A 21,686-nucleotide genomic window follows, 5' to 3' on the forward strand; every position below is an offset into this window, starting at 1 on the left:
GATCACCTGGCTCCGCGCAGGCCCGCGTGCCACTGCTGGCTCTGGCCCTGGTTGTTGCCGGGGCCCTGCGGCACCGGCACCCGCTGCACCAGCCCGCGGACCAGGTCGGCGGGGGAGCGGCGGGCGGCCTGCGCCTCGGCGGTGAGCACCAGGCGGTGCGCGAGCACCGGCACGGCCACCGCGTGCACGTCGTCGGGCACCACGAACTCGCGCCCGGACAGCGCCGCCTGCGCCCGCGCGGCCCGCACCAGGTGCAGGGTCGAGCGCGGCGAGGCGCCCAGGCGCAGCTCGGGCAGGCGGCGGGTGGCCGAGACCAGCTCCACCGTGTAACGCCGGATCTCCGGCGAGAGATGAACCTCCCGAACGGTGGCCACGAGCTGGCGCACCCGTTCGGCGTCGGAGACCGGCTTGAGGTCGGCCATCGGGTCGTGCCCGGCGTGCTCGTCCACCATGGCCAGCTCGGCCTGCGGGTCGGGGTAGCCGATGGAGACCCTGGCGGTGAACCGGTCGCGCTGGGCCTCGGGCAGGGCGTAGGTGCCCTCCATCTCCACCGGGTTCTGGGTGGCGATGACCATGAACGGCGAGTCCAGGGTGTAGCTGCGGCCGTCCACCGTGACCTGGTGTTCCTCCATGCACTCCAGCAGGGCGGACTGGGTCTTCGGGGAGGCGCGGTTGATCTCGTCGCCGACCACGATGTTGGCGAAGACCGGACCGGGCCGGAACTCGAACTCGCTGTTCTGGCGGTTGAAGATGGACACGCCGGTGATGTCGCTTGGCAGCAGGTCCGGGGTGAACTGGATCCGGCTGACCGAGCAGTCGATGGACCGGGCCAGCGCCTTGGCCAGCGAGGTCTTGCCGACCCCTGGCACGTCCTCGACCAGCAGGTGGCCCTCGGCGAGCAGGGTGACCAGCGCGATCCGCACCACTTCCGGCTTGCCGACCAGCACCCGTTCGACGTTGGCCGCGATCCGCGAGGCGGTGGCGTGTAGCTCCGGCAACCCGCCGACCTCGCGCGGACTGACCGTGGTCCCGTCCTCGCCGTACTGATGACCGGATAGTGCGGCGGGCTGGGTACTGGGCGTCACACGTCCTCCTGCTGAGACCTTATGCGGCAGCCTGCCACGCAGTCTGTCAAAACCGGGCTAAGGGACCTACCGGTCGGGTCAGTCATACCGCACACCTGGTGCCCCACATCGTCCCCCACTTCTCACCACCGTGGACGGCCGATAGGCCAACTGGTTGCTCTTCCGGCCTGGATTCGTGGGCGGAGGGTGATCGGATGGCTGCCGATGCCACCCGCTCCGGCTGCCTCTCCGGGCAGGTCCCCCCACCGAGCCCCACGCGCACCCACCGCCTCCTTCCTGCGAAAACGCCGACACACCCGGGGGACAACGGGCCCGTTTCGCGTTGACTGTGGAGCAAAGTGGGGTACTGTGGCGGCCGGTGGGGCAAACGGGGGCCCCGCTGCCGGTCCCGTCGGGTCGGTTGGGAGGTGCGTTGCCGATGTTCCTCGGTACCCACAGCCCAAAGCTCGACGACAAGGGGCGGCTCACCCTGCCGGCGAAGTTCCGGGACGCACTCGCGGGGGGTCTGATGCTCACCAAGGGCCAGGACCACTGCCTGTTCGTCTTCCCGCGAGCGGAGTTCGAGCAGATGGCGCGGAAGGTGGCCGAGGCGCCGTTCACCAACGAGGCGGTCCGCGCGTACCAGCGCTACCTGTTCGCAGGCACGGACGAGCAGCGTCCTGACTCGCAGGGCCGGATCTCGATCACGCCGGAACTGCGGCGCTATGCCTCGCTGACCAAGGAGTGCGTGGTCATCGGGGCGATCAACCGGCTGGAGATCTGGGACGCCACCGCCTGGGAGCGCTACCTCGAGGAGCACGAGGACAGCTACGCGCAGGCACGCGAGGAGGTGCTCCCCGGAGTCTTCTAGAAGACGTGCGTGAGGCATTCGGATGCGGCTTGGCCTCGGTCCGCTCGGCTTTCGACCCTGGTGCACCTTCCCCGGCACCAGGTGCGACGGGCGGGCGGGGACCTGGCGGCATCCGGGAGACGTTCCAGGCACCTGCTTGTCGCGCATGGGCGGGTAAGAGAGGTAGTGACCGCCATGACCGGGCAGCCGCAACACGTGTCGGTGCTGTTGGACCGCACGCTTGAGCTGCTCGCGCCCGCGCTGAGCGAACCGGGAGCCGTGGCCGTCGACGCCACCCTCGGCCTCGGCGGGCATTCGGAGGCACTGCTCGCCGCGCACCCCCGGCTGACGCTGATCGGCCTGGACCGGGACACCCAGGCGCTCAAGCTCGCCGGCGAAAGACTGGCTGCATACAACGCGCGTACTCATCTTGTGCACGCGGTGTACGACGAGCTGCCCGAGGTGCTGCTCGACCTCGGTATACCGCGAGTGCACGGAGTGCTCTTCGACTGCGGCGTGTCCTCGCTGCAGCTGGACGCGGTGGAGCGCGGCTTCGCCTACTCCAAGGACTCGCCGCTGGACATGCGGATGGACCCGAGCGGCCCGATCACCGCGGCGGACATCCTCAACACCTACGGCCACGGTGACCTGGCCCGGATCCTGCGCGACTACGGCGAGGAGCGGTTCGCGGGCAAGATCGCCTCGGCCATCGTGCGCGAACGGGAGAAGGAGCCGTTCACCACGAGTGGCCGCCTGGTGGACCTGCTGTACGCGACGGTCCCGGCGGCCACCCGGCGCACCGGCGGCCACCCGGCCAAGCGGACCTTCCAGGCGCTGCGCATCGAGGTCAACGCCGAGCTGGACGTGCTGCGCCGGGCCATCCCGGCCGCGGTCGACGCGCTGGTGCTCGGCGGCCGGATCGCGGTGATGTCCTTCCAGTCGCTGGAAGACAAGATCGTCAAGCGGGTGCTGGTCGAACGCGCCACCTCGACCACCCCGCAGGGCCTGCCGGTGGAGCTGCCCGGCCACGGACCCGAGCTGCGGCTGCTCACCCGCGGCTCCGAACAGGCCAGTGAGCAGGAGGTGGCGGTCAACCCGAGGGCCGCCTCGGTGCGGCTGCGTGCCGCGGAGCGGATCAGGGAGGCGACATGACCGCACCAGCACGGCAGACCCCGCCCGAACTCCCGGAGCACCAGACTCCGGTCAACCCTGGCGATCGCGGTCGCTCCTCCGCGGCCGAGCGCGCCTACGCCCGCCGCGAGCAGCGCAAGGACCGCTGGCTGCGCCCGGTGCAGGAACGCGCGGCCGCCACCGGCTTCCGCGCGCCGTTCGTGCTCATGGTGATGTCCCTGCTGGGCATCGGCCTGGTCACCTCGCTGTGGCTGACCACGGCCGCGGCCGCCGACTCGGTGAAGCTGGAGCAGATCAAGAAGGACGCCCGCGCCCAGGCCGAGCTGGTCGAGCTGCTGCGCCGCGAGGTGGCGACCAAGGAGTCCCCGGCCGAGCTGGACCGCAAGGCGCGCGAGATGGGCCTGGTGCCCGCGATCGACCCGGCGATGCTGGTGCAGAAGCCGGATGGCAGTTGGGGCGTGGTCGGCGAGCCGAAGGCGGTCAAGCCCCAGTCCCGGCAGCAGCCGAACTCCCCGGCGCAGAGCCCGCCGCCGGAGCAGAACCCGCAGGGCCAGCCCGCCGACGGCGCGCAGGGTGGTCAGCACCAGGGCGGCGAGCCGCCAGTGGACAACCAGCCCGGCGCGGAGCAGGGCGGGCAGCCAGGAGGAACGGGCTGATGCAGCGTTCGCGCACGAGCCGCCCGGTCCGGTCGCGGTCCGTCCGCGGCGCCAGGTCCAGCCGCCCGCCCGGCGGCATGGGCAACCACCGCACCAGGACCGTGGTCGGCAGGCTCATGCTGGTCATCGCGCTGGTGGCGGCCGGGGTCAAGCTGGTCGAGGTGCAGATCGTGAACGCGGCCGAGTTCTCCGCCGCCTCCTCCCGCCAGCGCAGCACCCCGCAGGAGCTGCCCGGCCCGCGCGGCTCGATCACCGACCGCAACAGCGCGCTGCTCGCCTTCTCCAGCCAGGTCCGCGCGCTGTACGCGCTGCCGCAGCGGATCACCCAGGAGTGGGACAAGTTCGCCGAGGAGGGCAAGGCCAAGGGCACCAAGGACCCCGTGCCCAACGGCGAGGAGCGCAAGCGCCTCATCGCGGCCAAGATGAAGCAGGTGCTCGGCGACCAGGTCGACGAGAAGGACCTCCTGGACAAGCTGCGCAGGGAAGTCAAGTACGTGGTGCTGGTGCCCAGTGTCGAGCCGGGCAAGGCCAGGGAGATCACCAAGGCCTTCCCGGAGATCGGCGCCGAGTCCCGCGAGGAGCGGCAGTACCCCGGCGGCACGCTGGCCGCCGACGTCATCGGCTACGCGAACTGGCGGATGGAGGACAAGCCGGGCCGCCTGGCCGGCCTGGAAGGCCTAGAGTCCTACCGGAACCAGCTGCTGACCGGCAAGAACGGCAAGCGGATCGTGGACACCGTGGCCAACAACGAGGACGCGGTCATCCCGGGCAGCGAGCGCGAGCAGATCCCGCCGACCCCCGGCTCCGACCTGGAGCTGACCGTGGACGCGGACCTGCAGTACCGGGTGCAGCAGCTGCTCACCGACTACGTCCGCCGGGCAGGCGCGCGCAACGGCACGGCCGTGGTCATGGACGTCAAGACCGCCGAGGTCTACGCGCTGGCCGATGACAAGCCCTACGACCTGAAGAACTTCACCAGCGCGACCAAGGAACAGATGAACCCGTTCGCGGTGACCTCGCCGTTCGAGCCCGGTTCAGTGAACAAGATCGTCACCGCCGCGGCCGGCATCGAGTACGGGCTGGTCACCCCGACCACCGTGCTCAACGTGCCGGGCAGCCTCAACTACCCCGGCTACACCGTCTCCGACGCCTGGGACCACGGCCTGGAGAAGATGACCTTCACCGGGGTGCTGGCCAAGTCCTCCAACGTGGGCACCCTGCTCACCGCCAAGGAGATCGGCGAGGACCGCTACGCCGACATGCTGGCCAAGTTCGGCCTCGGCAAGAAGACCGGCATCGGCCTGCCCGGCGAGTCGGCCGGCACGGTGCCGCCGCGCTCGCAGTGGTCGCAGTCCACCTTCGGCAACCTGCCGATCGGCCAGGGCCTGAACATGACCGTGCTGCAGATGGCCGGCATGTACCAGGCCATCGCCAACGACGGGGTGCGCATCCCGCCGCGGATCGTGCGCGCGGAGATCGGCCCGGACAAGCAGCGCCGGGAGGAGAAGCGCCCGGACGGCGTGCGGGTGGTCTCGGCGGAGACGGCCAAGACGGTGCGCGACATGATGCGCGCGGTGGTGCAGCAGGTGCCGGGCAAGCCGGACCTGCGGGGCACCGGCCCGGCGGCCGCGCTGGAGGGGTACCAGATCTCCGGCAAGACCGGCACCGCGCAGCAGGTGGAGAACGGCCGGTACAGCCAGACCAAGCACTGGATCACCTTCGCCGGCATGGTGCCGGCGGACAACCCGCGCTTCGTGGTCGGGCTGATGCTGGACGCGCCCACCGAGAGCGGGCCGGACGGCAAGTCGGCGGCCCCGCTGTTCCACGAGATCGCCTCGTACCTGGTGCAGCGCTACCGCATCCCGGTCTCGCCCGAGCCCAGCCCGATCCAGAACCTGATCGTGCGCTGAACCCCCGCCCCCAGGAGCGGGGACGGGGGTTCAGGCACAGCTGTCCGGGTGGTCAGAGGCGGCGCAGGACCGCGACCACCTTGCCCAGGATCTTCGCCTCGTCGCCCAGGATCGGCTCGTAGGCCGGGTTGTGCGGCATCAGCCAGACGTGCCCGTCCCGGCGCTTGAAGGTTTTCACCGTGGCCTCGCCGTCGATCATCGCGGCCACCACGTCACCGTTGTCAGCGTCGGGCTGCTGGCGCACCGCGACCCAGTCGCCGTCGGTGATGGCCGCGTCCACCATCGAGTCGCCGACCACCTTGAGCAGGAACAGCGAACCCTCGCCGACCAGCTCCTTCGGCAGCGGGAAGACCTCCTCCACCGACTCCTCCGCCAGGATCGGGCCACCGGCGGCGATGCGGCCGACGACCGGCACGTAGGTCGGGCTCGGGCGGTCGAAGCGCTCCGGCTCCTCCTCGCCCTCCGGCGTGCGCACCCCGTAGGCGCGCGGGCGGTTGGCGTCGCGTCGCAGGTAGCCCTTGCGCTCCAGCGCGCGCAGCTGGTGGGCCACCGAGGAGGTGGAGTTCAGGCCGACCGCCTCGCCGATCTCCCGGATGCTGGGCGGGTAGCCGTAGCGCTCCAGCCAGTCCTTGATGACCTCGAGCACCTTGCTCTGCCTCGGGGTCAGGCCGACTAGCTCGACGCCTTCGGACACCGGTTCCGGTAGCACGTGCACTTCCGCGCGCCGCGCCGCCTCGCCCGCCGTGGCGGGCTCGGCGCCGGTAAGAACAGGCTCCTTGGTCGTCTCGCGTGCCACGGGGTTGCCCTCCAGTCCCAGGTGAACTCAGGTTCGAACGGTAGTCGCACAGCGTGTCGAGATCAAACGCGTGTTCGAACGACACGCCGGAAATGCTTCAAATCGGTCCGCGGTGGTGGTAGACATTCGCACGGACGTTCGATCGAACACCCGTTCGATCGGGGTCCGGGCCAGGGACCGCTCGCGTTGGATGGAGACGTCATGTCGGCGCTCGCACACACCGAAACCGCGGACCAGCAGCAGGCCGGGTCGGGCCACGTGCCTGCCCACGTGGCCTGGCAGCGGCGCAGTCTGCGGGTGCGCCGCGCCGGGGACGGGGCCCGCCCGCAGGGCCGTCCGGACGGCGAGCAGTTCGCCGAGGACGCCACCGGCCGGGTCATCGCCACCTGCGGACCGGCCCGCCGCCGCGCCACCTGGGTGGACCTGGTGCTGGTCGCCCTGGTCACCGCGCTGGCCGTGCTCGGTCTCGGCCTGCTCGCCGAGATCCGGATGGGCGGGGAGTCCGAGCCGCTGCCCGCCAAGACCATGCTCACCCAGCTCGGCGCCGGGGAGACCCTGACCGACCTGGCCCGCCGGGTCGCGCCCGGCCGCGCGCCCGCCGAGGTCATCGCGCGCATCCACGAGCTCAACGCCTCGCTGTCCAACGGCCCGCACGCCGGCCAGCCGCTGTGGGTGCCCGACCTCGACGCGGACCCGGCCCGCCCCTGAGCCGCCGGAGCGCCCTCGGCTAGGTTGGCTGTCACCTGTTGGCGTGATCCCGCTCGCACGTCCGCGGAACACGTGGTGGCATGCGCCTGTCAACTTGCTTCCGTCACCCGCTCGGCCTAGGTTCTACCCCTACATCTAGTAGTTACACCGCTGTGGTTGTCCCACTGATTGGGTCGCGGCGGGCTGGTGCGGGGAAGGGGCGAGGACCGTGCGGTGTCCATTCTGTCGGCACTCCGACTCCCGGGTGGTGGACTCCCGCGAGGTCGACGAGGGTCAGGTCATCCGCCGTCGCCGGTCCTGCCCGCAGTGCAGCCGCCGGTTCACCACGGTCGAGGAGGCCGTGCTGGCCGTGGTGAAGCGCTCCGGTGTCACCGAACCCTTCAGCAGGGAGAAGGTGGCGCGCGGGGTCAGCCGCGCCTGCCAGGGCCGTCCGGTCGATGAGGACAAGCTGCAGTTGCTGGCGCAGCAGGTGGAGGAGGCGATCCGCGCCACCGGCGTCGCGGAGGTGCCCAGCCACGAGGTGGGGCTGGCCATCCTCGGCCCGCTGCGCGACTTGGACGAGGTCGCCTACCTGCGCTTCGCCAGCGTCTACCGGTCCTTCTCCTCGGTGGAGGACTTCGAGAAGGAGATCCTCGACCTCCGCGAGGCCAAGCAGCCGGAAGCGGCGGACGAGCAGGAAGCGGCGAAGAGCGAATGACCAGCCAGGAGAGCCCCCGCAGGCGACCCAAGGCCGGTGCGGCCAAGACCCGTGGTGGGACGGGCAAGGGCGGCGCGGCGGGGAAGAGCGCGGCGGGGAAGAACACCAAGAGTCTTGCCGGACCGAATCGGACGGGGACACCGGACGGGGCCGGGCACGCAGCAGCGAGCGAGGGAGAGCAGAAGGTCATGACGGAGACCGTCGGGACCCCGGCCGCCGGGGAACAGGCCACTGGCCTACGCATGGAGCGCGTCTACACCACCCCCGGTGTGCACCCGTACGACGAGGTCACCTGGGAGCACCGCGACGTCGTGATGACCAACTGGCGCGACGGCACGGTGAACTTCGAGCAGCGTGGCGCCGAGTTCCCCGACTTCTGGTCGGTGAACGCGGTCAACATCGTGACCAGCAAGTACTTCCGCGGCGCGGTCGGCACCGAGCAGCGCGAGAACAGCCTGCGCCAGCTCATCGACCGCGTGGTGCTGACCTACACCAAGGCCGGGGTGGACAACGGCTACTTCGCCACCCAGCAGGACGCGGAGATCTTCGAGCACGAGCTGACCTGGATGCTGCTGCACCAGGTGTTCAGCTTCAACTCCCCGGTCTGGTTCAACGTCGGCACCGCCTCCCCGCAGCAGGTCTCCGCCTGCTTCATCCTCGCCGTCGACGACACCATGGAGTCGATCCTCAACTGGTACAAGGAAGAGGGTCTGATCTTCAAGGGCGGCTCCGGCGCCGGGGTCAACCTCTCCCGCATCCGCTCCTCCCGTGAGCTGCTCTCCTCCGGCGGCAGCGCCTCCGGCCCGGTCTCGTTCATGCGCGGCGCGGACGCCTCCGCGGGCACCATCAAGTCCGGCGGGGCCACCCGGCGCGCGGCGAAGATGGTCATCCTCGACGTCGACCACCCGGACGTGGAGGAGTTCATCGAGACCAAGGCCCGCGAGGAGGAGAAGATCCGCATCCTCCGGGACGGCGGCTTCGACATGGACCTCGGTGGCAAGGACATCACCAGCGTCCAGTACCAGAACGCGAACAACTCGATCCGGGTCTCGGATGAGTTCATGCGTGCGGTGGAGAGCGGTGGCAGCTACCACCTGCGCTCCCGCACCACCGGCGAGGCGATCGACTCCAGGGACGCCAAGGAGATCTTCCACAAGCTGGCCCAGGCCGCGTGGGAGTGCGCCGACCCCGGCATCCAGTACGACGGCACCATCAACGACTGGCACACCTGCCCGGAGTCGGGCCGGATCAGCGCGTCCAACCCGTGCTCGGAGTACATGCACCTGGACAACTCCAGCTGCAACCTGGCCTCGCTGAACCTGATGAAGTTCCTCAACGATGACGGCACCTTCGCCGGTGAGCGCTTCGCCAAGGCGGTGGAGTTCGTCATCACCGCGATGGACATCTCCATCTGCTTCGCCGACTTCCCGACCGAGCCGATCGGCGAGACCACCCGCAAGTTCCGCCAGCTGGGCATCGGCTACGCCAACCTGGGCGCGCTGCTGATGGCCACCGGCCACGCCTACGACTCCGACGGCGGCCGCGCGCTGGCCGCCGCGATCACCTCGCTGATGACCGGCACCGCGTACAAGCGCTCCGCCGAGCTGGCCGGCGTGGTCGGGGCCTACGAGGGCTACGCCCGCAACGCCGACGGGCACCAGCGGGTGATGCGCAAGCACGCCGCGGCCAACGACCTGGTCCGCACCATGCACCGCAATGACAAGGCCGTGCACAAGCTGGCCACCATCGCCTGGCAGGACTGCCTCGAGGTGGGCAACCGCAACGGCTGGCGCAACGCGCAGGCCAGCGTGCTCGCGCCCACCGGCACCATCGGCCTGATGATGGACTGCGACACCACCGGCATCGAGCCGGACCTGGCGCTGGTCAAGTTCAAGAAGCTGGTCGGCGGCGGCTCCATGCAGATCGTCAACCAGACCGTGCCGCGCGCGCTGACCGCGCTGGGCTACCAGCCCGAGCAGGTCGAGGCGATCGTGGAGTACATCAGCGAGCACGGCCACGTGGTGGACGCGCCCGGCCTGCGGCTGGAGCACTACGAGGTCTTCGACTGCGCGATGGGCGAGCGCTCCATCGCCGCGATGGGCCACGTCCGGATGATGGCCGCGGTGCAGCCGTTCATCTCCGGCGCCATCTCCAAGACGGTGAACATGCCGGAGACGGCCACCGTGGAGGAGGTCGAGAAGATCTACTACGAGGGCTGGAAGCTCGGCCTCAAGGCGCTGGCGATCTACCGGGACAACTGCAAGGTCGGCCAGCCGCTGTCGGCGGGCAAGAGCGCGAGCAAGGCCGCTGACAAGCAGCCGGAGACGGTGATCGAGTACCGCCCGGTCCGCAAGCGCCTGCCGAAGAAGCGCCCCAGCCAGACCGTGTCGTTCACCGTCGGCGGCGCCGAGGGCTACCTGACCGCGGGCTCCTTCCCCGACGACGGCCTCGGCGAGATCTTCGTCAAGCTGGGCAAGCAGGGCTCGACCCTGGCCGGCGTGATGGACGCCTTCTCGATGTCGATCTCGGTGGGCCTGCAGTACGGCATCCCGCTGGAGTTCTACGTCTCGAAGTTCATGAACCAGCGCTTCGAGCCGGCCGGCATGACCGACGACCCGGACGTCCGCATCGCCACCAGCGTGCTGGACTACCTGTTCCGCCGCCTGGCCCTGGACCACCTCCCGCCCGCCAAGCGCGCCGAGCTGGGCATCTTCACCGCGGACGAGCGCTCGGCGCAGGTGGAGGCCGAGTACGGCGGTGGCGAGGTCGACCTGACCGCGCTGCAGACCACGGTCGAGGCCAAGCCGAAGCCCGCAGGCGGCAAGGGCGAGGTCGCGGCCAAGCCCGCGGACGTCACGGTGGGCAGCTCGACCGAGCTGATCGAGCTGCAGCTGGGCATGGCCGCGGACGCGCCGCTGTGCTTCACCTGCGGCACGAAGATGCGCCGCGCGGGCTCCTGCTACGTGTGCGAGGGCTGCGGCTCCACCTCCGGGTGCAGCTGACCCGATAGCCGACTGACCACTGGGGGGAGCCGACCGACGTCGGCTCCCCCCAGTGCTCTGTCCAGCCCCGCTCCCGGCCCACTCGCCGACAACATCGGATCCCGGTCCGATGCGCCCAACCCCCGCCACCGCGGACACTCCACCCGTGACCGCCCGACTCCTCCTCCTGGCCACCACGGCCACCCTGATCGGCGCCCTGCTGCCGACCCCAGCCGCGTCCGCCGCCGCCGATCCCGCCCGGATCGACACCGTTGTCCGCGACTACCTCGCCGCGACCGGCCTGCCCGGCGCCGCGGTGACGATCACCCACCGCGACCGGGTCCTGCACGCGGCCGGCTACGGCCACACCGCGACCGGTGAGCCGGTCACCGCGCACACCCCGATGCCGGTGGCCTCGGTGAGCAAGTCCTTCACCGCCCTCGCCGTGGCCCAGCTGGCCGAGACGGGCCGGGTGAACCTGGACCGCCCGGTGCGCGCCTACCTGCCCGAGTTCACCATGGCCGACCCCAGGGTCGAGTCGATCACCGTGCGCCAGCTGCTCGACCAGACCTCCGGCCTGTCCGACCGCACCTTCCCGTCCTTCACCCGCCCCCAGCCGAACACCCTGGCCGAGTCCGTGGCCTCGATGCGCTCAGCCCGCCTGGCCGCCGATCCCGGCACCCACTGGGAGTACCACAACCCGAACTTCCAGGTCGCCGCCCGCCTGGTCGAGGTGGTCAGCGGCCAGGACTTCGACAGCTACCTGCGCCAGCACATCCTGATCCCACTAGGCATGACCACCAGCCGCACCCTCAACACCGCCAAGGACCTGCCCAGCCCCTCCGGCCACCTGCTGGTCCTCGGTCTGCCCATCGCCCTGCCCGAACCCCCTGCCTTCGGCAACGGCTCCGGCGGCATGCTCAGCACCGCCCAAGACCTGTCTTCCTGGCTGATCGCCCAGAACAACAACGGCCGCGGCCCCACCGGCGCCCAGATCGCCACCCCAGCCACCCTCACCGCCACCCACACCCCGTCCCCGGCCTCCGGCGACTACGCCCTGGGCTGGTCGCTGGGCCGCACTGACTCCGGTGCCCCGCTCATCGCGCACAGCGGCGACCTGTTCACCGCCACCGCCTACCAGGCCCTGCTCCCCAGCACCGGCCACGGCATCGCGGTCCTGGCCAACACCGGCATGACCCACGCCGACGCCCCAGCCCTGGCCCGCCGCCTCATCGCCCTGCTGGAAAACCGCCCCATCCCCGCCCCGGCAACCCCGCTGCTGCTCACCGACGCGATCCTGCTCGCCCTCACCCTCGCAACCACCCTGCTCACCATCCAAGGCCTCCGCCGAGCCCGCCGCTGGACCCAAGCACGAACCACTCCCCGCCCCACCCGCCGACGTCCCCAGACCCACGGAAGCACCAACGAACTCACCACCGCCAACGGGCAGATTTCGGCCGACAGCAATCCATCCACCGCTCATCGCGAGGCCCTGGCCGTCAGCAATCCACCCCTTTCGCACCCCGAGGCATCGGCCGTCAGCAATCCGCCTCTTTCGCACCCGGAGGCATCGGCCGTCAGCAATCCGCTCACCGCGCACCGTGAGGCACCGGCCGATGCCAGCCCGCCGCCTGCTCGCCGCGGAACACTGGCCCACATCGGCCCGCCCACCGGTCACCGCGAGGCGTCGGCCGACACCAGCCCGCCGACCGCTCGCCGCCAAGCTTCGGCCCGCGCCACCGGCGCACGCATCGCCCTCCGCCTGCTCCCGTACCTGCTACCGCTGGCGCTGCTGCTGACCGTCCACCGGATCGTCGGCGTGCTCTTCCGCGGTCGTGACGTGGCCTGGCTCCAGGTCGCCTACCTGTACCCCACGTTCATGCTGTTCCTGGCCACGGCCACCCTCGGCTGCCTGCTGGTCGTGCTGGCCAGGGTCACGGCGCTAGCCCGGCCTCGTACCCCGCGATGACCAACTGGGCCCGGTCCCGTGCGCCGAGCTTGGTCAGCAGCCGCCCGATGTGGGTCTTCACCGTGCCCCGGCTGAGGAACAGCTTCTCCTGGATCTCGGTGTTGGACAGGCCCTGCGTGATCAGCTCCAGCACCTCGCGCTCGCGGTCGGTCACCCCGGTGAGCCGCCGCAGCGGCCGCCGCCGGGTCGCGCCGCTGGTGTACTCGGCGATGAGCTTGCGGGTGATGCTCGGCGCCAGCAGCGCGTCCCCGGCCGCGACCACTCGGATCCCGGCCAGCAGGTCCCGCGGCGCGGTGTCCTTGAGCAGGAACCCGCTCGCGCCGGCGTGCAACGCCCGGAACACGTAGTCGTCGAGGTTGAAGGTGGTCAGCACCAGCACCCGGGGCGCATCGGGCCGGGCGGTGATCCGCGCGGTCGCCTCGATCCCGTCCAGCACCGGCATCCGGACATCCATCAGCACCAGGTCGGCGCCGCGTTCGTCGAGCAGGTCGATCGCGACCTGCCCGTTCTCCGCCGCCCCCACCACATCCAGATCCGGCGCGGAGGCGAGCAGTTGTCCCAGGGTGTCGCGCAGCATCGGCTCGTCGTCGACCAGCAGCACCCGGATCGGCTCACTCATCACCGTCTCCCGGACGCAGTGGCAACCGGGCCCGCACCGCGAACCCGCCCTCGGGCCGCGGACCAGCCGCCACGCTGCCCTGATGCAGCGCGGCCCGTTCTCGCATGCCGACCAGCCCCTGCCCCGGCGGCCCCATCGGCCCCCGAGCCGGACCGTCGTCCGTGATCTCGACCAGCACAACCTCCTTCTCCACGGCCAGCCGCACCCGGCACCGCTTGGTCCGAGCGTGCCGCACCACGTTGGTCAGCGCCTCCTGCACGATCCGGTAGGCCGAAACCCGCACCGCCTCGGGCGCCACGGTCAGGTTGACCGCCGAGAACTCGACCTCCAGCCCGGCCGCCCTGCTGTCCGCGATCAGCTGGTCCAGCGTCGCCGCACCCGGCTCCGGGTCATCCGGATCGCGCACCGCACCCAGCACCGAACGCACGTCGGCCAGCGCCCGGCGACTGATCGCCTCGATCTCGGTGAGCGCGGTCCGCCCGTCGTCCGCGAGGTGGTTCGCGACCGCGGCCCGCAACGCGATCAGGCTCAGGTTGTGCCCCACCACGTCGTGGATGTCCCTGGCGATCCGCAACCGCTCGGCCACCACCGCCCGCCGCGCCACCAGCTCCGCGACCTGCGCGGCGTGATCCCGTCGGACCCGAACCGCTCGCGCCAGCGCCCAACTAGCGCCCAGCACCACCCAGGAGTAGAGCGACGCGCTCACCGGCGTCTGACTGAACGACTCCACTCCTGGCACGCTGGCCACCGGCCCGATCGCGCTGACGAGCCCAGCCCCGGTGACCACACCGAGTGCGACCGCCAGCACCACAGCCGCTCGCCGCGCCGAGCCGGTCGGCGTTGTCGCCGGCTGTGACTGCGGCTGCGGCTCCGCGTTTGTCGGCCGTCGCAGTGCGGCGTGACTCGAGCCCGTCGCTCGCTGTCCTGCCGGGACGCCTGACAACGCCGTCCGTAGCCGTGCCGAGTCAGTGGCCGCACGCCACCCGGCGTCAGCCATCGCCCCGACTCCCTGCCGAGCCGGGCAACCCAGCGCCACCGGATACAGCGCGTACGCCACCGCCAGCACCACAACTTCTCCGGCGACCCCGACCGCGATCGCCACTCCAGCGGCGCCGAGCACCAGCCCGAACACCACTGTCGGCCGCCACCACCGCACTGCCAACGGTGCGCCCACGGCCACGGCCAGCACCCAGACCGTGACCGCACCACCGAACGGCATGGCGCTGGAGCTCGTCCGAAGCCCGGTCACGACCACCACGACAACCGCCACCAGGCCGTCGACGACCAACAGTGCTCGCGACCCGAAGCGCGGGATCCAGGACACCGACACCTCAGGACCGTAACCGGAGTTTGGCTCGCCGACATCGGACCACGGTCCGATCCTTCACGTGCCGACAGTTGGCCGCCCGGATTCGATGGCCGGGACCGCCGCCGGTGACGAACCTGCCCGTCCGTCGCGGGACACCCCGGCGGACCTCGGCGGACCTCGGGCGCGCCGAGGTCAAAGCGCGCTCGCCAAGAGGCGTGCGGATCGTGGCCAACCACCTCGCCGCCGCACTCCGGAGCCTGTGGACAACTCGCCCCACCAGCCCCGCCCATCGATTAGCGTCGTCCCCATGAACGCGATGCGGAAGTCCGGCCCCCTCGGCTTCAGGTAGCTCCGCCAGGAGAGGAGAGACCTGGCGGTGTGCACCTGGGAGTCCCCATGTCCCGCACCGCTGCCCACATCACGTCCGCACGCGCCCAGACCGCGCACCACACGGCTTGGCGCGCGGTCGTCCTCACCGACATGCGCTACAGCGCGGCGATCCTCGCCGAGGCCCAGAACCAGGGGCGTCGGCCCAGGCCCGTCGCACATCGACGGGCCGTCGTGATCCACTCGTTTTCCCGTGCCTACAACGGAAACTGAGCGGTCGCCCGGCTGGCCCGCATCTCGGAGCGACGCTCCCGCCAAGCCCTGCGACGTGCCCTTGGCACGGTGCTGCGCGAGGTGAACGCGGGCGGACGGCTGCACGCCGCCACATTGTCTACAGTGGACTTCCCAGTCGTTCGGCACCGGCACGGCGCGCCCGCTGCGGGAACCCGGCGTGACGCGCGCTGTCGGCCGGATCACTCACGCGACTGTCACAGCAGAACCGGCTGGCTCGTCCACTGGGTGTACCCGACAACAGGAGGCCCAGCGATGAGTGTGGTTCTGGTGACCGGTGGCAGCGGCACCCTCGGGCGCGCCGTGGTGCGCGGCTTGCTGCGCGAGGGACACCATGTGCGGCTCACCAGCCGCCGCCCCCGCCCTGCCACCGCCGATCCCGGCGTCGAATGGCACACCGTCGACTACGCCACGGGGGAGGGTCTGGACGCCGCCTTCGCCGGAGCCGACTCGGTCGTGCACACCGCCACCAGCGTCAGCGGGAAGCGGGACCTGGCGCTGGCCAACACCGTCGTCGGCGCCGCCACCCGCGCGGGCGCACCGCACCTGGTCTACATCTCCATTGTCGGCGTGGATCGGATCCCGTTGCCCTACTACCAGGGCAAGTTCGCGGCCGAAGCCGTCTTCCGCGAGTCCGGGCTGCCGTGGACGGTGCTGCGCACCACCCAGTTCCACGACCTGGTGCTGCGCGTGCTCGGCGTGCTGGCGAAGTCGCCGCTGATGCCGGTGCCCGCCGGGGTCCCGGTGCAGCCGGTGGAGGTCACCGAGGTCGCCGAACGGCTGATCGAGCTCGCCAGCGGCGCACCCGCCGGCGCGGCTCCCGACCTGGGTGGTCCGGAAACCCACCTGCTGACCGACCTGGCCCGGCTGTACCTGCGGGCACAGGGCAGGCGTCGCTGGGTGCTGCCGGTGCGGCTCCCGGGCGAGGTGTTCACCGGGTATCGAAACGGTGCGCACCTCGCGCCGGAATACGCGCACGGGAAGGTCACCTTCGCCGAGTTCCTCGCCGAAGAGGCCGGTAAAAAACGGTGAAAGCGGACAGGGATCATCCGAAGGGGTTAACGCAACCGATCCAGGGCGGAGCTGAATGCGTCCGGATCAACCTTGACGCCGCCACTGAACGGGTTTTCCAACTGATAGATGGCGAAGAGTAGCAGAGTCAGTGCGGCGGTCAGGACGACCACGATAACGATATGTGGAATTATCTTCGGGCCGCCGAACAGAAACGGGAACAGTGCGGACATCACCGCGCCAAGAATGAGCGCGAACCACATCACGGTGCTGACCCCGCCGCTGGCCGCGTCCAGTCTGGACTGACGTGCCTGGTAGGCCTCCCACAGCTGGGCGGCCGCCTCGGTCTTGCGGTTCTCCAGCCAGTGGCCCTCGGCAGGGGTGTCCGCGATGACCTTGCGCAGTTCGTCCAGCTTCTGCCAGCCCGCGTCGTCGAGGTCCTCTTCCGCGCGGAGCTTCGGCCACTCCTCGTTGAGCACGATCCCGATATAGGACCTGGTCAGTTCCTGGACCTGGCCGCGCACCGGCTCCGCGAACGAGGTCGCGGCCCAGTTCACCGCGACCATGCTGTTGGCCTCCTTGGTCGAGTCGTCCCCGACCGCCTTGGCCGTGTCCAGCAGGGAGATCAGCACGAACGCGGTGACCACCGCGTGGAGCCCGCCGACAATGGTGAATACCAACCCGGCCGACTCGTTGTTGCTCAGTCGTTCCTCGTCGGAGCCGAATCTCCGGAACAGGATGGCCAAGGCCGCGACCACCACGGCGACGCCGGCGACCCAGAGCAAGCCCGACAGGTAGAGGTTCAATTCAGCTCCTTTCTGGTCCGGGATTACATCACGGTCTACTGTGGGGAGTACAGTCCGGTCAGGTCGCGATGCGATGACTGTATGCAGAGCGAATCAGCGCGATCCCGAGAGGAGTACCCGATTGTCGTATTCAGTTGCTCCAATACGGTGGTCGCGCCATTTGATTGCGCTGTGCAGTACCTCGTTCCTGCTCTTCGTCAGCAGTGGCGGTCTCATCCCGAGCCCGGCGCAGGCGGCCAGCGTCTGCACTGCATACCAGGTACGGGCGACCGGACACGGTGGCCTGTCCACCCTGTTGCGGGTGACCTTGCCGACCGGCCTGCCGAACCGGGCGCCGCAGCCGTTGGGGCTCGCCGTTAACTCGATCGGGTACGCCCAAGCGCAGGGTCTTGTCTACGGAATCGCCAGCCGCGACCGATCGGGCAAGTTCCGTGACGGCGGTCACGTAGTGCGCATCGACCTCAACGGAACGGTCAACGACCTCGGTCCGGTCCGGCGCACCGGCGCGGTGCCGGTGCCGTGGAGCGGCTTGATCGACAGCTACGCGGGCACGGTCGTCGGCAACCGGTTGTACGTGCGTGAGTGGGACAAGCTGTACGCGATCGACATCGACCCGCGCAGTCCCAGCTTCCTCGGCCTGGTGCACGCGGTCCGCCTGGACTGGCACTGGCTCTCCGACGACCTGGACGACTTCGCGCACAACCCGGCCGACGGCAAGCTCTACGGCATCTCCAACACCGGCCACGGCCACGGCACCCTGGTGAAGGTCGACCCCGGCAACGGCAAGGTCACCAAGGTCAAGGTGCTCAAGGGCCTGCCCGGTTCCAGCACCTACGGCGCCGTCGTGCTCGACCCGGCCGACAACGGCCTCTGGGTTCTGAACAACGACTACCGCCGCGCCAGCCGCCTCTACCGCATCCAACTGGGCGACAACACGATCACCGAGGTCAACACCGGTCCCGCGCTCACCAGCACGGACGGCGCCGGCTGTCTGAAGTCCACCCCGCCGCCCGCCACCACCACCCCACCCCCGGTCACCACCACGCCGGTCCCGCCCCCGGCCGTGATCCCTCCGCCACCGCCGCCAAGGACCACCACCCCGGCCACCCGGCCCGCCCCGGTCATCCCGCCGCCGCCACCACGGCCGCCGAGCCGCGCCACCCCGCCGCCACCCCCGGCCAAGCCGGTAGTCGCCCGCACGCCCCCACGTCCCACCCCGAAGGCCCAGGCGTCGTCCTCGCTGGTCCGTGACCAGCGACGGTGGACCGTGGTGACCGTGGTGATGCTCATTTTCGGCTCCGGTGCCGCGGTGCGCATCGTCCGTTCCCACCGCTGACCCGATTCTCGCCTGCACATCCGCGCCCGGCGCATCCGGAATAATCCCGGCGTCCGGGTGCGGTCATGCCTTAGGCTGTGTTCGCCGCACCGCGCGGCCGCCATGGACGGAAGGGAGGCTCCCAGTGCACACATTCCTGTCGGCGCCTCCGCGGATCGCCTGACCGATCCCGCGCGCGCCTCCTGAACCTCGCCTTCGGAGGCAGTACCTCATGAAGTTCCGTTCCTTCACCGCGGCCGACCTCGACCGCACTCCGCACGTCCCCGCCCCGTTCGACTGGGCCACCGCGGCTCAGTACGACGAGCGCCGCGCCGCCGCCCAGTATCGCCCACAGTGGACCTGGGTGGCCGAGGACGGCGACCGGATACTGGCCCGCGCCATGTGGTGGGGCTTCGGCAACGGCAGGCACCCGCTCTCCCTGGACTACCTGCACGTGCACCACTCCGTCACCGACCCGGCAGTCCTGGTCGGCGAACTGCTCAACACCGCACACGCGGCGTTCCTGGCCGACGGCGCGCCCGTACTACCGGCCTACCACCTCAAGCTGCCGCTGAACTGGCGTGCCGACCCAGCCTGCGTGGCCGCGGTCGACTGGCGCCGTGCCGCAGCCGCCCGCGCCGGACTGACCGAGGACAACGAGCGCTTGCGCTACGAGTGGACTCCGGCCGACCGCCTGCCCGAACCACCGGCACGCCTGCACTTCCGCCCGGAACCGGACGACGAGGTGATGCTGTCGGTGTTCCGCCAGCTGACCGAGGGCAGCCTCGACACGGAGACCCGGCGTGGAGTCGCCACGGTCGGTGTGGCCGCACACGCTCGCGACGACTTCGAGTTCTACCGCGACGAGATGCCCGGCCCCCGCGACTGGTGGCGGCTGGCCTACACCGCCGACGGCGACCTGGTCGGCCTCGCCCTGCCCTCGCGCAACCCGACCAATGCCGTGGTCGGCTACCTCGGTGTCCTGCCCGAACACCGCGGCCACGGCTACATCCACGAGTTGCTCGCGCACATCACCCGGCACCACGCCGAGCTGGGCATGCCCAGGGTGGTCGCGGACACCGACCTGGTGAACCAGCCGATGGCCGCGGCTTTCACCCGAGGCGGTTACCGCAACATCGAGATGCGCCTGGTACTCAGCGCACCCCGCTGACCCAGCGGTCCAGCACCGCGTCGATGGTGTCGCGAATCCGTTCCCTGGCAACGGTTCGCGGCACCCCGGCCATCAGCATCGCATCGTAGCCGGTGTCCTCGTGCCGGATCGAGGCGATCACCGCCCGCCGCGTCGCACCCTCGTCAAGGGACTGACCGGCGGCCGACCGCCCGACCCGCCCGCTGCTGCGCGCCCCGGCGTGCCGTGCGATCGCCTCGGCCCGTGCGGGCGCGCAGCCGGGGAACAACCGCAGGATCTCCGCGGCGAGCCGGGCCTGGAAGTCCAGGTCCTGCTCGGCGCGGCGCACCGCGTCCCGATCCCGTCGCCGGGCACGCAGCTCGGCGTCGGCGAAGCACTGCTCCTCCGCCGCCTCCAGCGCGGCCTCCTCGACGAGCAGTCCGAGCCGGTCGAACCGCTTGCGCGACCGGTTGAACCGCTGCACCACCGCGGACAGCGTGCTCGCCTTCTTCGCCCGCCGGGTCAGTGCGGCGTCGCCGGCTGGCAGGAATACCAGGTGGTCCAGGTCGGCGCACTCCAGGCAGTACGGCCGGTTCTCCTCGACGAACTGGTAGGTGTCGGTGCCACCGCAGTCGGTACACACCCAGCCGCCATCAGCGCGCAACACCACCAGATCGGGTGCCGCGTTCTGCCGCTGCGCGAGCCGATCCCGTTGTGCCTGCGACAGATTCGGTGCCAGCCAGTGCGTGGCGAACACCCGTTCGGCGTCAATTGAACCGGATGAGGTGAACCGCAGCGGACGCCGATCCCGGGTCGCCGCCACGTAGTCCACCACCTCAGCGGTCAGACCTTGTCGCCGCGCCCAGTCGCCGAGGTGCCCGAGCGCGGTGTCGACCTTCTCCACCGGCGCGGACATCCCTTCGGTGAGCGAACCGAGCCTGCCCTGCTCCCAGTCCTCGATCCGCTTGTCCGTCAGCCAGCCCAGCCGGTTGAACACGAGCACCGGGGAGACGAACTTCTTCTTCGCCAGCAACGCCACGGACGCCTCGGTGACGCGCCGTTCGAGCTTGGACATGACTGCCTGGACCACGAGACCAGTCTGCCAGCTGGACCGTCGTCCTCTGCGAAGTTATCCACAGCCGGCCGGGGTGGAACCCGATCATCGTGAAGTGCGCTACGATGCGTCCAGGCCGACCGAGACTCGGGACTCCTCCGCCGGTAGTGCAAACCTCATTTTCCCGAGCATATACAGCTTTCTCGACGCCGTGTCGTCGTATTCCGGGCGCTGTCCGCGACCTCATATCTCGGTGCGCTGAGCACCAACCACGCCATGCAGGTGCACCTGTGGCTACCCGAACAGCGGAAACCTCTTTATCTGGAGGCAAATACGAAAGCTAGTCCACAGTGGACGGACATTCGAGCCGTGGATCCTGACGTTGACCGAACTGCCGACGCGTGTCGCTCAGCTCGCCGGACTGCACCGCACCCATCCTGGACTGACCTGTCCAGCGCTGCCGTAGAGGAGGTGAATCGTTGGCAGCGCTGGACATTCAGGGCCTGGTGCGCGAGGGCGAGCAGTGGCAGCGGCTACCCGCCAACGATCAACCGCCCCCTCGGTTCGCGCCTGCCCCGCGTGCCGGATTTGTGCGGCTGACCGGAGCGCTCGACAGGGCAAGCCGGCTCAGGTGTTCCGCACGGTAGCGATGACGTCCACCTCCAGTAGCGCCTCCGGCCGGAACAGCCGGGACACCTGCACGGTCGTGCTTGTGGGCGGGTCGGCTGGGAACAGCCGGCGACGTACCGCGCCATAGGCAGGCAGGTCGTCCATGTCCGTCAGGTACGAGCGGATGTTGACGATGTCGGCCAGGGTCGCGCCATGCGCGGCCAGCAGGGCGGTGATGGTGGCGAAGACGTTCTCCGCCTGAACCCGCATGTCCTGGGTCGGCAGGGGCTGCCCGTCCTCGGTCACCGCGATCTGACCGGACAGCACCAGCAACGCGCCGCTCCCCAGGTCGACCCGGGCGACCTGGGAGTAGTTGGCGAAGGGGCCGGGCGCACCGGCCGGGTTGTCGAACGTGGTCCGCATGGCGGTGACGCTAGGTGGATACCAGGCATGC

Annotated in this window: 19 protein-coding genes; 12 read left to right on the top strand and 7 right to left on the bottom strand. The window is 70.3% G+C overall.

What is annotated here, in order from left to right:
- Positions 1 to 2 precede the first annotated feature (2 nt).
- Positions 3 to 1,085, bottom strand: a complete 1,083-nt coding sequence (locus ACWDY5_RS18580) for an AAA family ATPase (protein ID WP_449723414.1) — start codon at positions 1,083 to 1,085, stop codon at positions 3 to 5.
- Between the two features lie 418 nt (positions 1,086 to 1,503).
- Here ACWDY5_RS18580 and mraZ point away from each other — a divergent pair, with 418 nt between their 5' ends.
- The 4 genes from mraZ to ACWDY5_RS18600 all read left to right on the top strand — a co-directional run bounded on the left by mraZ (position 1,504) and on the right by ACWDY5_RS18600 (position 5,611).
- Complete coding sequence (mraZ, locus tag ACWDY5_RS18585; protein ID WP_252480810.1) at positions 1,504 to 1,935, top strand: division/cell wall cluster transcriptional repressor MraZ; 432 nt, start codon at positions 1,504 to 1,506, stop codon at positions 1,933 to 1,935.
- Between the two features lie 174 nt (positions 1,936 to 2,109).
- Entirely contained in the window at positions 2,110 to 3,066 is a 957-nt protein-coding gene (gene rsmH, locus ACWDY5_RS18590) for a 16S rRNA (cytosine(1402)-N(4))-methyltransferase RsmH (protein WP_449723481.1), read from the top strand.
- A complete protein-coding gene (locus ACWDY5_RS18595) occupies positions 3,063 to 3,701 on the top strand; it encodes a hypothetical protein (RefSeq protein ID WP_449723415.1) in 639 nt (212 codons plus the stop codon). The genes rsmH and ACWDY5_RS18595 overlap by 4 nt, the downstream gene beginning before the upstream one ends.
- Positions 3,701 to 5,611, top strand: a complete 1,911-nt coding sequence (locus ACWDY5_RS18600) for a peptidoglycan D,D-transpeptidase FtsI family protein (RefSeq protein ID WP_449723416.1) — start codon at positions 3,701 to 3,703, stop codon at positions 5,609 to 5,611. The genes ACWDY5_RS18595 and ACWDY5_RS18600 overlap by 1 nt, the downstream gene beginning before the upstream one ends.
- 52 nt (positions 5,612 to 5,663) lie before the next feature.
- Here ACWDY5_RS18600 and lexA read toward each other — a convergent pair whose 3' ends face one another.
- Entirely contained in the window at positions 5,664 to 6,326 is a 663-nt protein-coding gene (lexA, locus tag ACWDY5_RS18605) for a transcriptional repressor LexA (protein WP_252480884.1), read from the bottom strand.
- Between the two features lie 282 nt (positions 6,327 to 6,608).
- Here lexA and ACWDY5_RS18610 point away from each other — a divergent pair, with 282 nt between their 5' ends.
- The 4 genes from ACWDY5_RS18610 to ACWDY5_RS18625 all read left to right on the top strand — a co-directional run bounded on the left by ACWDY5_RS18610 (position 6,609) and on the right by ACWDY5_RS18625 (position 12,762).
- Positions 6,609 to 7,115: a hypothetical protein gene (locus ACWDY5_RS18610; protein ID WP_449723417.1), complete on the top strand. Its 507-nt coding sequence runs from the start codon at positions 6,609 to 6,611 to the stop codon at positions 7,113 to 7,115.
- Between the two features lie 208 nt (positions 7,116 to 7,323).
- Positions 7,324 to 7,812, top strand: coding sequence for a transcriptional regulator NrdR (gene nrdR / locus ACWDY5_RS18615; protein WP_252480814.1), 489 nt, complete (start codon positions 7,324 to 7,326; stop codon positions 7,810 to 7,812).
- A gap of 188 nt (positions 7,813 to 8,000) precedes the next feature.
- A complete protein-coding gene (locus ACWDY5_RS18620; protein ID WP_449723418.1) occupies positions 8,001 to 10,814 on the top strand; it encodes a vitamin B12-dependent ribonucleotide reductase in 2,814 nt (937 codons plus the stop codon).
- A gap of 145 nt (positions 10,815 to 10,959) precedes the next feature.
- On the top strand, positions 10,960 to 12,762 hold the full coding sequence (locus tag ACWDY5_RS18625) for a serine hydrolase domain-containing protein (protein WP_449723419.1): 1,803 nt from the start codon (positions 10,960 to 10,962) through the stop codon (positions 12,760 to 12,762).
- Here ACWDY5_RS18625 and ACWDY5_RS18630 read toward each other — a convergent pair.
- Positions 12,728 to 13,381 (bottom strand): response regulator, encoded by a 654-nt coding sequence (locus tag ACWDY5_RS18630; RefSeq protein ID WP_449723420.1) that lies wholly within the window; start codon positions 13,379 to 13,381, stop codon positions 12,728 to 12,730. The genes ACWDY5_RS18625 and ACWDY5_RS18630 overlap by 35 nt on opposite strands.
- Complete coding sequence (locus tag ACWDY5_RS18635; protein ID WP_449723421.1) at positions 13,374 to 14,189, bottom strand: sensor histidine kinase; 816 nt, start codon at positions 14,187 to 14,189, stop codon at positions 13,374 to 13,376. The genes ACWDY5_RS18630 and ACWDY5_RS18635 overlap by 8 nt, the downstream gene beginning before the upstream one ends.
- 897 nt (positions 14,190 to 15,086) lie before the next feature.
- Between ACWDY5_RS18635 and ACWDY5_RS18640 the strand changes: the two genes are divergently transcribed.
- Together ACWDY5_RS18640 and ACWDY5_RS18645 are read left to right on the top strand one after the other, a co-directional pair.
- Positions 15,087 to 15,290, top strand: coding sequence for a hypothetical protein (locus tag ACWDY5_RS18640; RefSeq protein ID WP_449723422.1), 204 nt, complete (start codon positions 15,087 to 15,089; stop codon positions 15,288 to 15,290).
- 273 nt (positions 15,291 to 15,563) lie between these two features.
- Positions 15,564 to 16,340 (top strand): SDR family oxidoreductase, encoded by a 777-nt coding sequence (locus ACWDY5_RS18645; protein WP_449723423.1) that lies wholly within the window; start codon positions 15,564 to 15,566, stop codon positions 16,338 to 16,340.
- Between the two features lie 26 nt (positions 16,341 to 16,366).
- Here ACWDY5_RS18645 and ACWDY5_RS18650 read toward each other — a convergent pair whose 3' ends face one another.
- The gene (locus ACWDY5_RS18650) at positions 16,367 to 17,125 is read right to left on the bottom strand and encodes a bestrophin-like domain (RefSeq protein ID WP_449723424.1); all 759 of its coding nucleotides are present in this window, start codon (positions 17,123 to 17,125) and stop codon (positions 16,367 to 16,369) included.
- A 301-nt stretch (positions 17,126 to 17,426) separates the two neighbouring features.
- Here ACWDY5_RS18650 and ACWDY5_RS18655 point away from each other — a divergent pair, with 301 nt between their 5' ends.
- Positions 17,427 to 18,461, top strand: a complete 1,035-nt coding sequence (locus ACWDY5_RS18655) for a DUF6923 family protein (protein ID WP_449723425.1) — start codon at positions 17,427 to 17,429, stop codon at positions 18,459 to 18,461.
- Between the two features lie 211 nt (positions 18,462 to 18,672).
- A complete protein-coding gene (locus ACWDY5_RS18660) occupies positions 18,673 to 19,611 on the top strand; it encodes a GNAT family N-acetyltransferase (protein WP_449723426.1) in 939 nt (312 codons plus the stop codon).
- On the opposite strand, the gene ACWDY5_RS18665 is transcribed toward ACWDY5_RS18660, so the two are convergent.
- Both ACWDY5_RS18665 and ACWDY5_RS18670 read right to left on the bottom strand, forming a co-directional pair.
- Positions 19,595 to 20,659, bottom strand: a complete 1,065-nt coding sequence (locus tag ACWDY5_RS18665) for a DUF2293 domain-containing protein (RefSeq protein ID WP_449723427.1) — start codon at positions 20,657 to 20,659, stop codon at positions 19,595 to 19,597. The genes ACWDY5_RS18660 and ACWDY5_RS18665 overlap by 17 nt on opposite strands.
- Before the next feature lie 591 nt (positions 20,660 to 21,250).
- Positions 21,251 to 21,655, bottom strand: coding sequence for a RidA family protein (locus tag ACWDY5_RS18670; RefSeq protein WP_449723428.1), 405 nt, complete (start codon positions 21,653 to 21,655; stop codon positions 21,251 to 21,253).
- Between the last annotated feature and the right edge of the window lie 31 nt (positions 21,656 to 21,686).

The organism is Crossiella sp. NPDC003009 (assembly GCF_053591555.1).

Coding starts and splice junctions, on each gene's coding strand:
- mraZ (WP_252480810.1), top strand. CDS start 1,504: ATGTTCCTCGGTACCCACAGCCCAAAGCTCGACGACAAGGGGCGGCTC.
- rsmH (WP_449723481.1), top strand. CDS start 2,110: ATGACCGGGCAGCCGCAACACGTGTCGGTGCTGTTGGACCGCACGCTT.
- ACWDY5_RS18595 (WP_449723415.1), top strand. CDS start 3,063: ATGACCGCACCAGCACGGCAGACCCCGCCCGAACTCCCGGAGCACCAG.
- ACWDY5_RS18600 (WP_449723416.1), top strand. CDS start 3,701: ATGCAGCGTTCGCGCACGAGCCGCCCGGTCCGGTCGCGGTCCGTCCGC.
- ACWDY5_RS18610 (WP_449723417.1), top strand. CDS start 6,609: ATGTCGGCGCTCGCACACACCGAAACCGCGGACCAGCAGCAGGCCGGG.
- ACWDY5_RS18620 (WP_449723418.1), top strand. CDS start 8,001: ATGACGGAGACCGTCGGGACCCCGGCCGCCGGGGAACAGGCCACTGGC.
- ACWDY5_RS18630 (WP_449723420.1), bottom strand. CDS start 13,381: ATGAGTGAGCCGATCCGGGTGCTGCTGGTCGACGACGAGCCGATGCTG.
- ACWDY5_RS18640 (WP_449723422.1), top strand. CDS start 15,087: ATGTCCCGCACCGCTGCCCACATCACGTCCGCACGCGCCCAGACCGCG.
- ACWDY5_RS18645 (WP_449723423.1), top strand. CDS start 15,564: ATGAGTGTGGTTCTGGTGACCGGTGGCAGCGGCACCCTCGGGCGCGCC.
- ACWDY5_RS18660 (WP_449723426.1), top strand. CDS start 18,673: ATGAAGTTCCGTTCCTTCACCGCGGCCGACCTCGACCGCACTCCGCAC.
- ACWDY5_RS18670 (WP_449723428.1), bottom strand. CDS start 21,655: ATGCGGACCACGTTCGACAACCCGGCCGGTGCGCCCGGCCCCTTCGCC.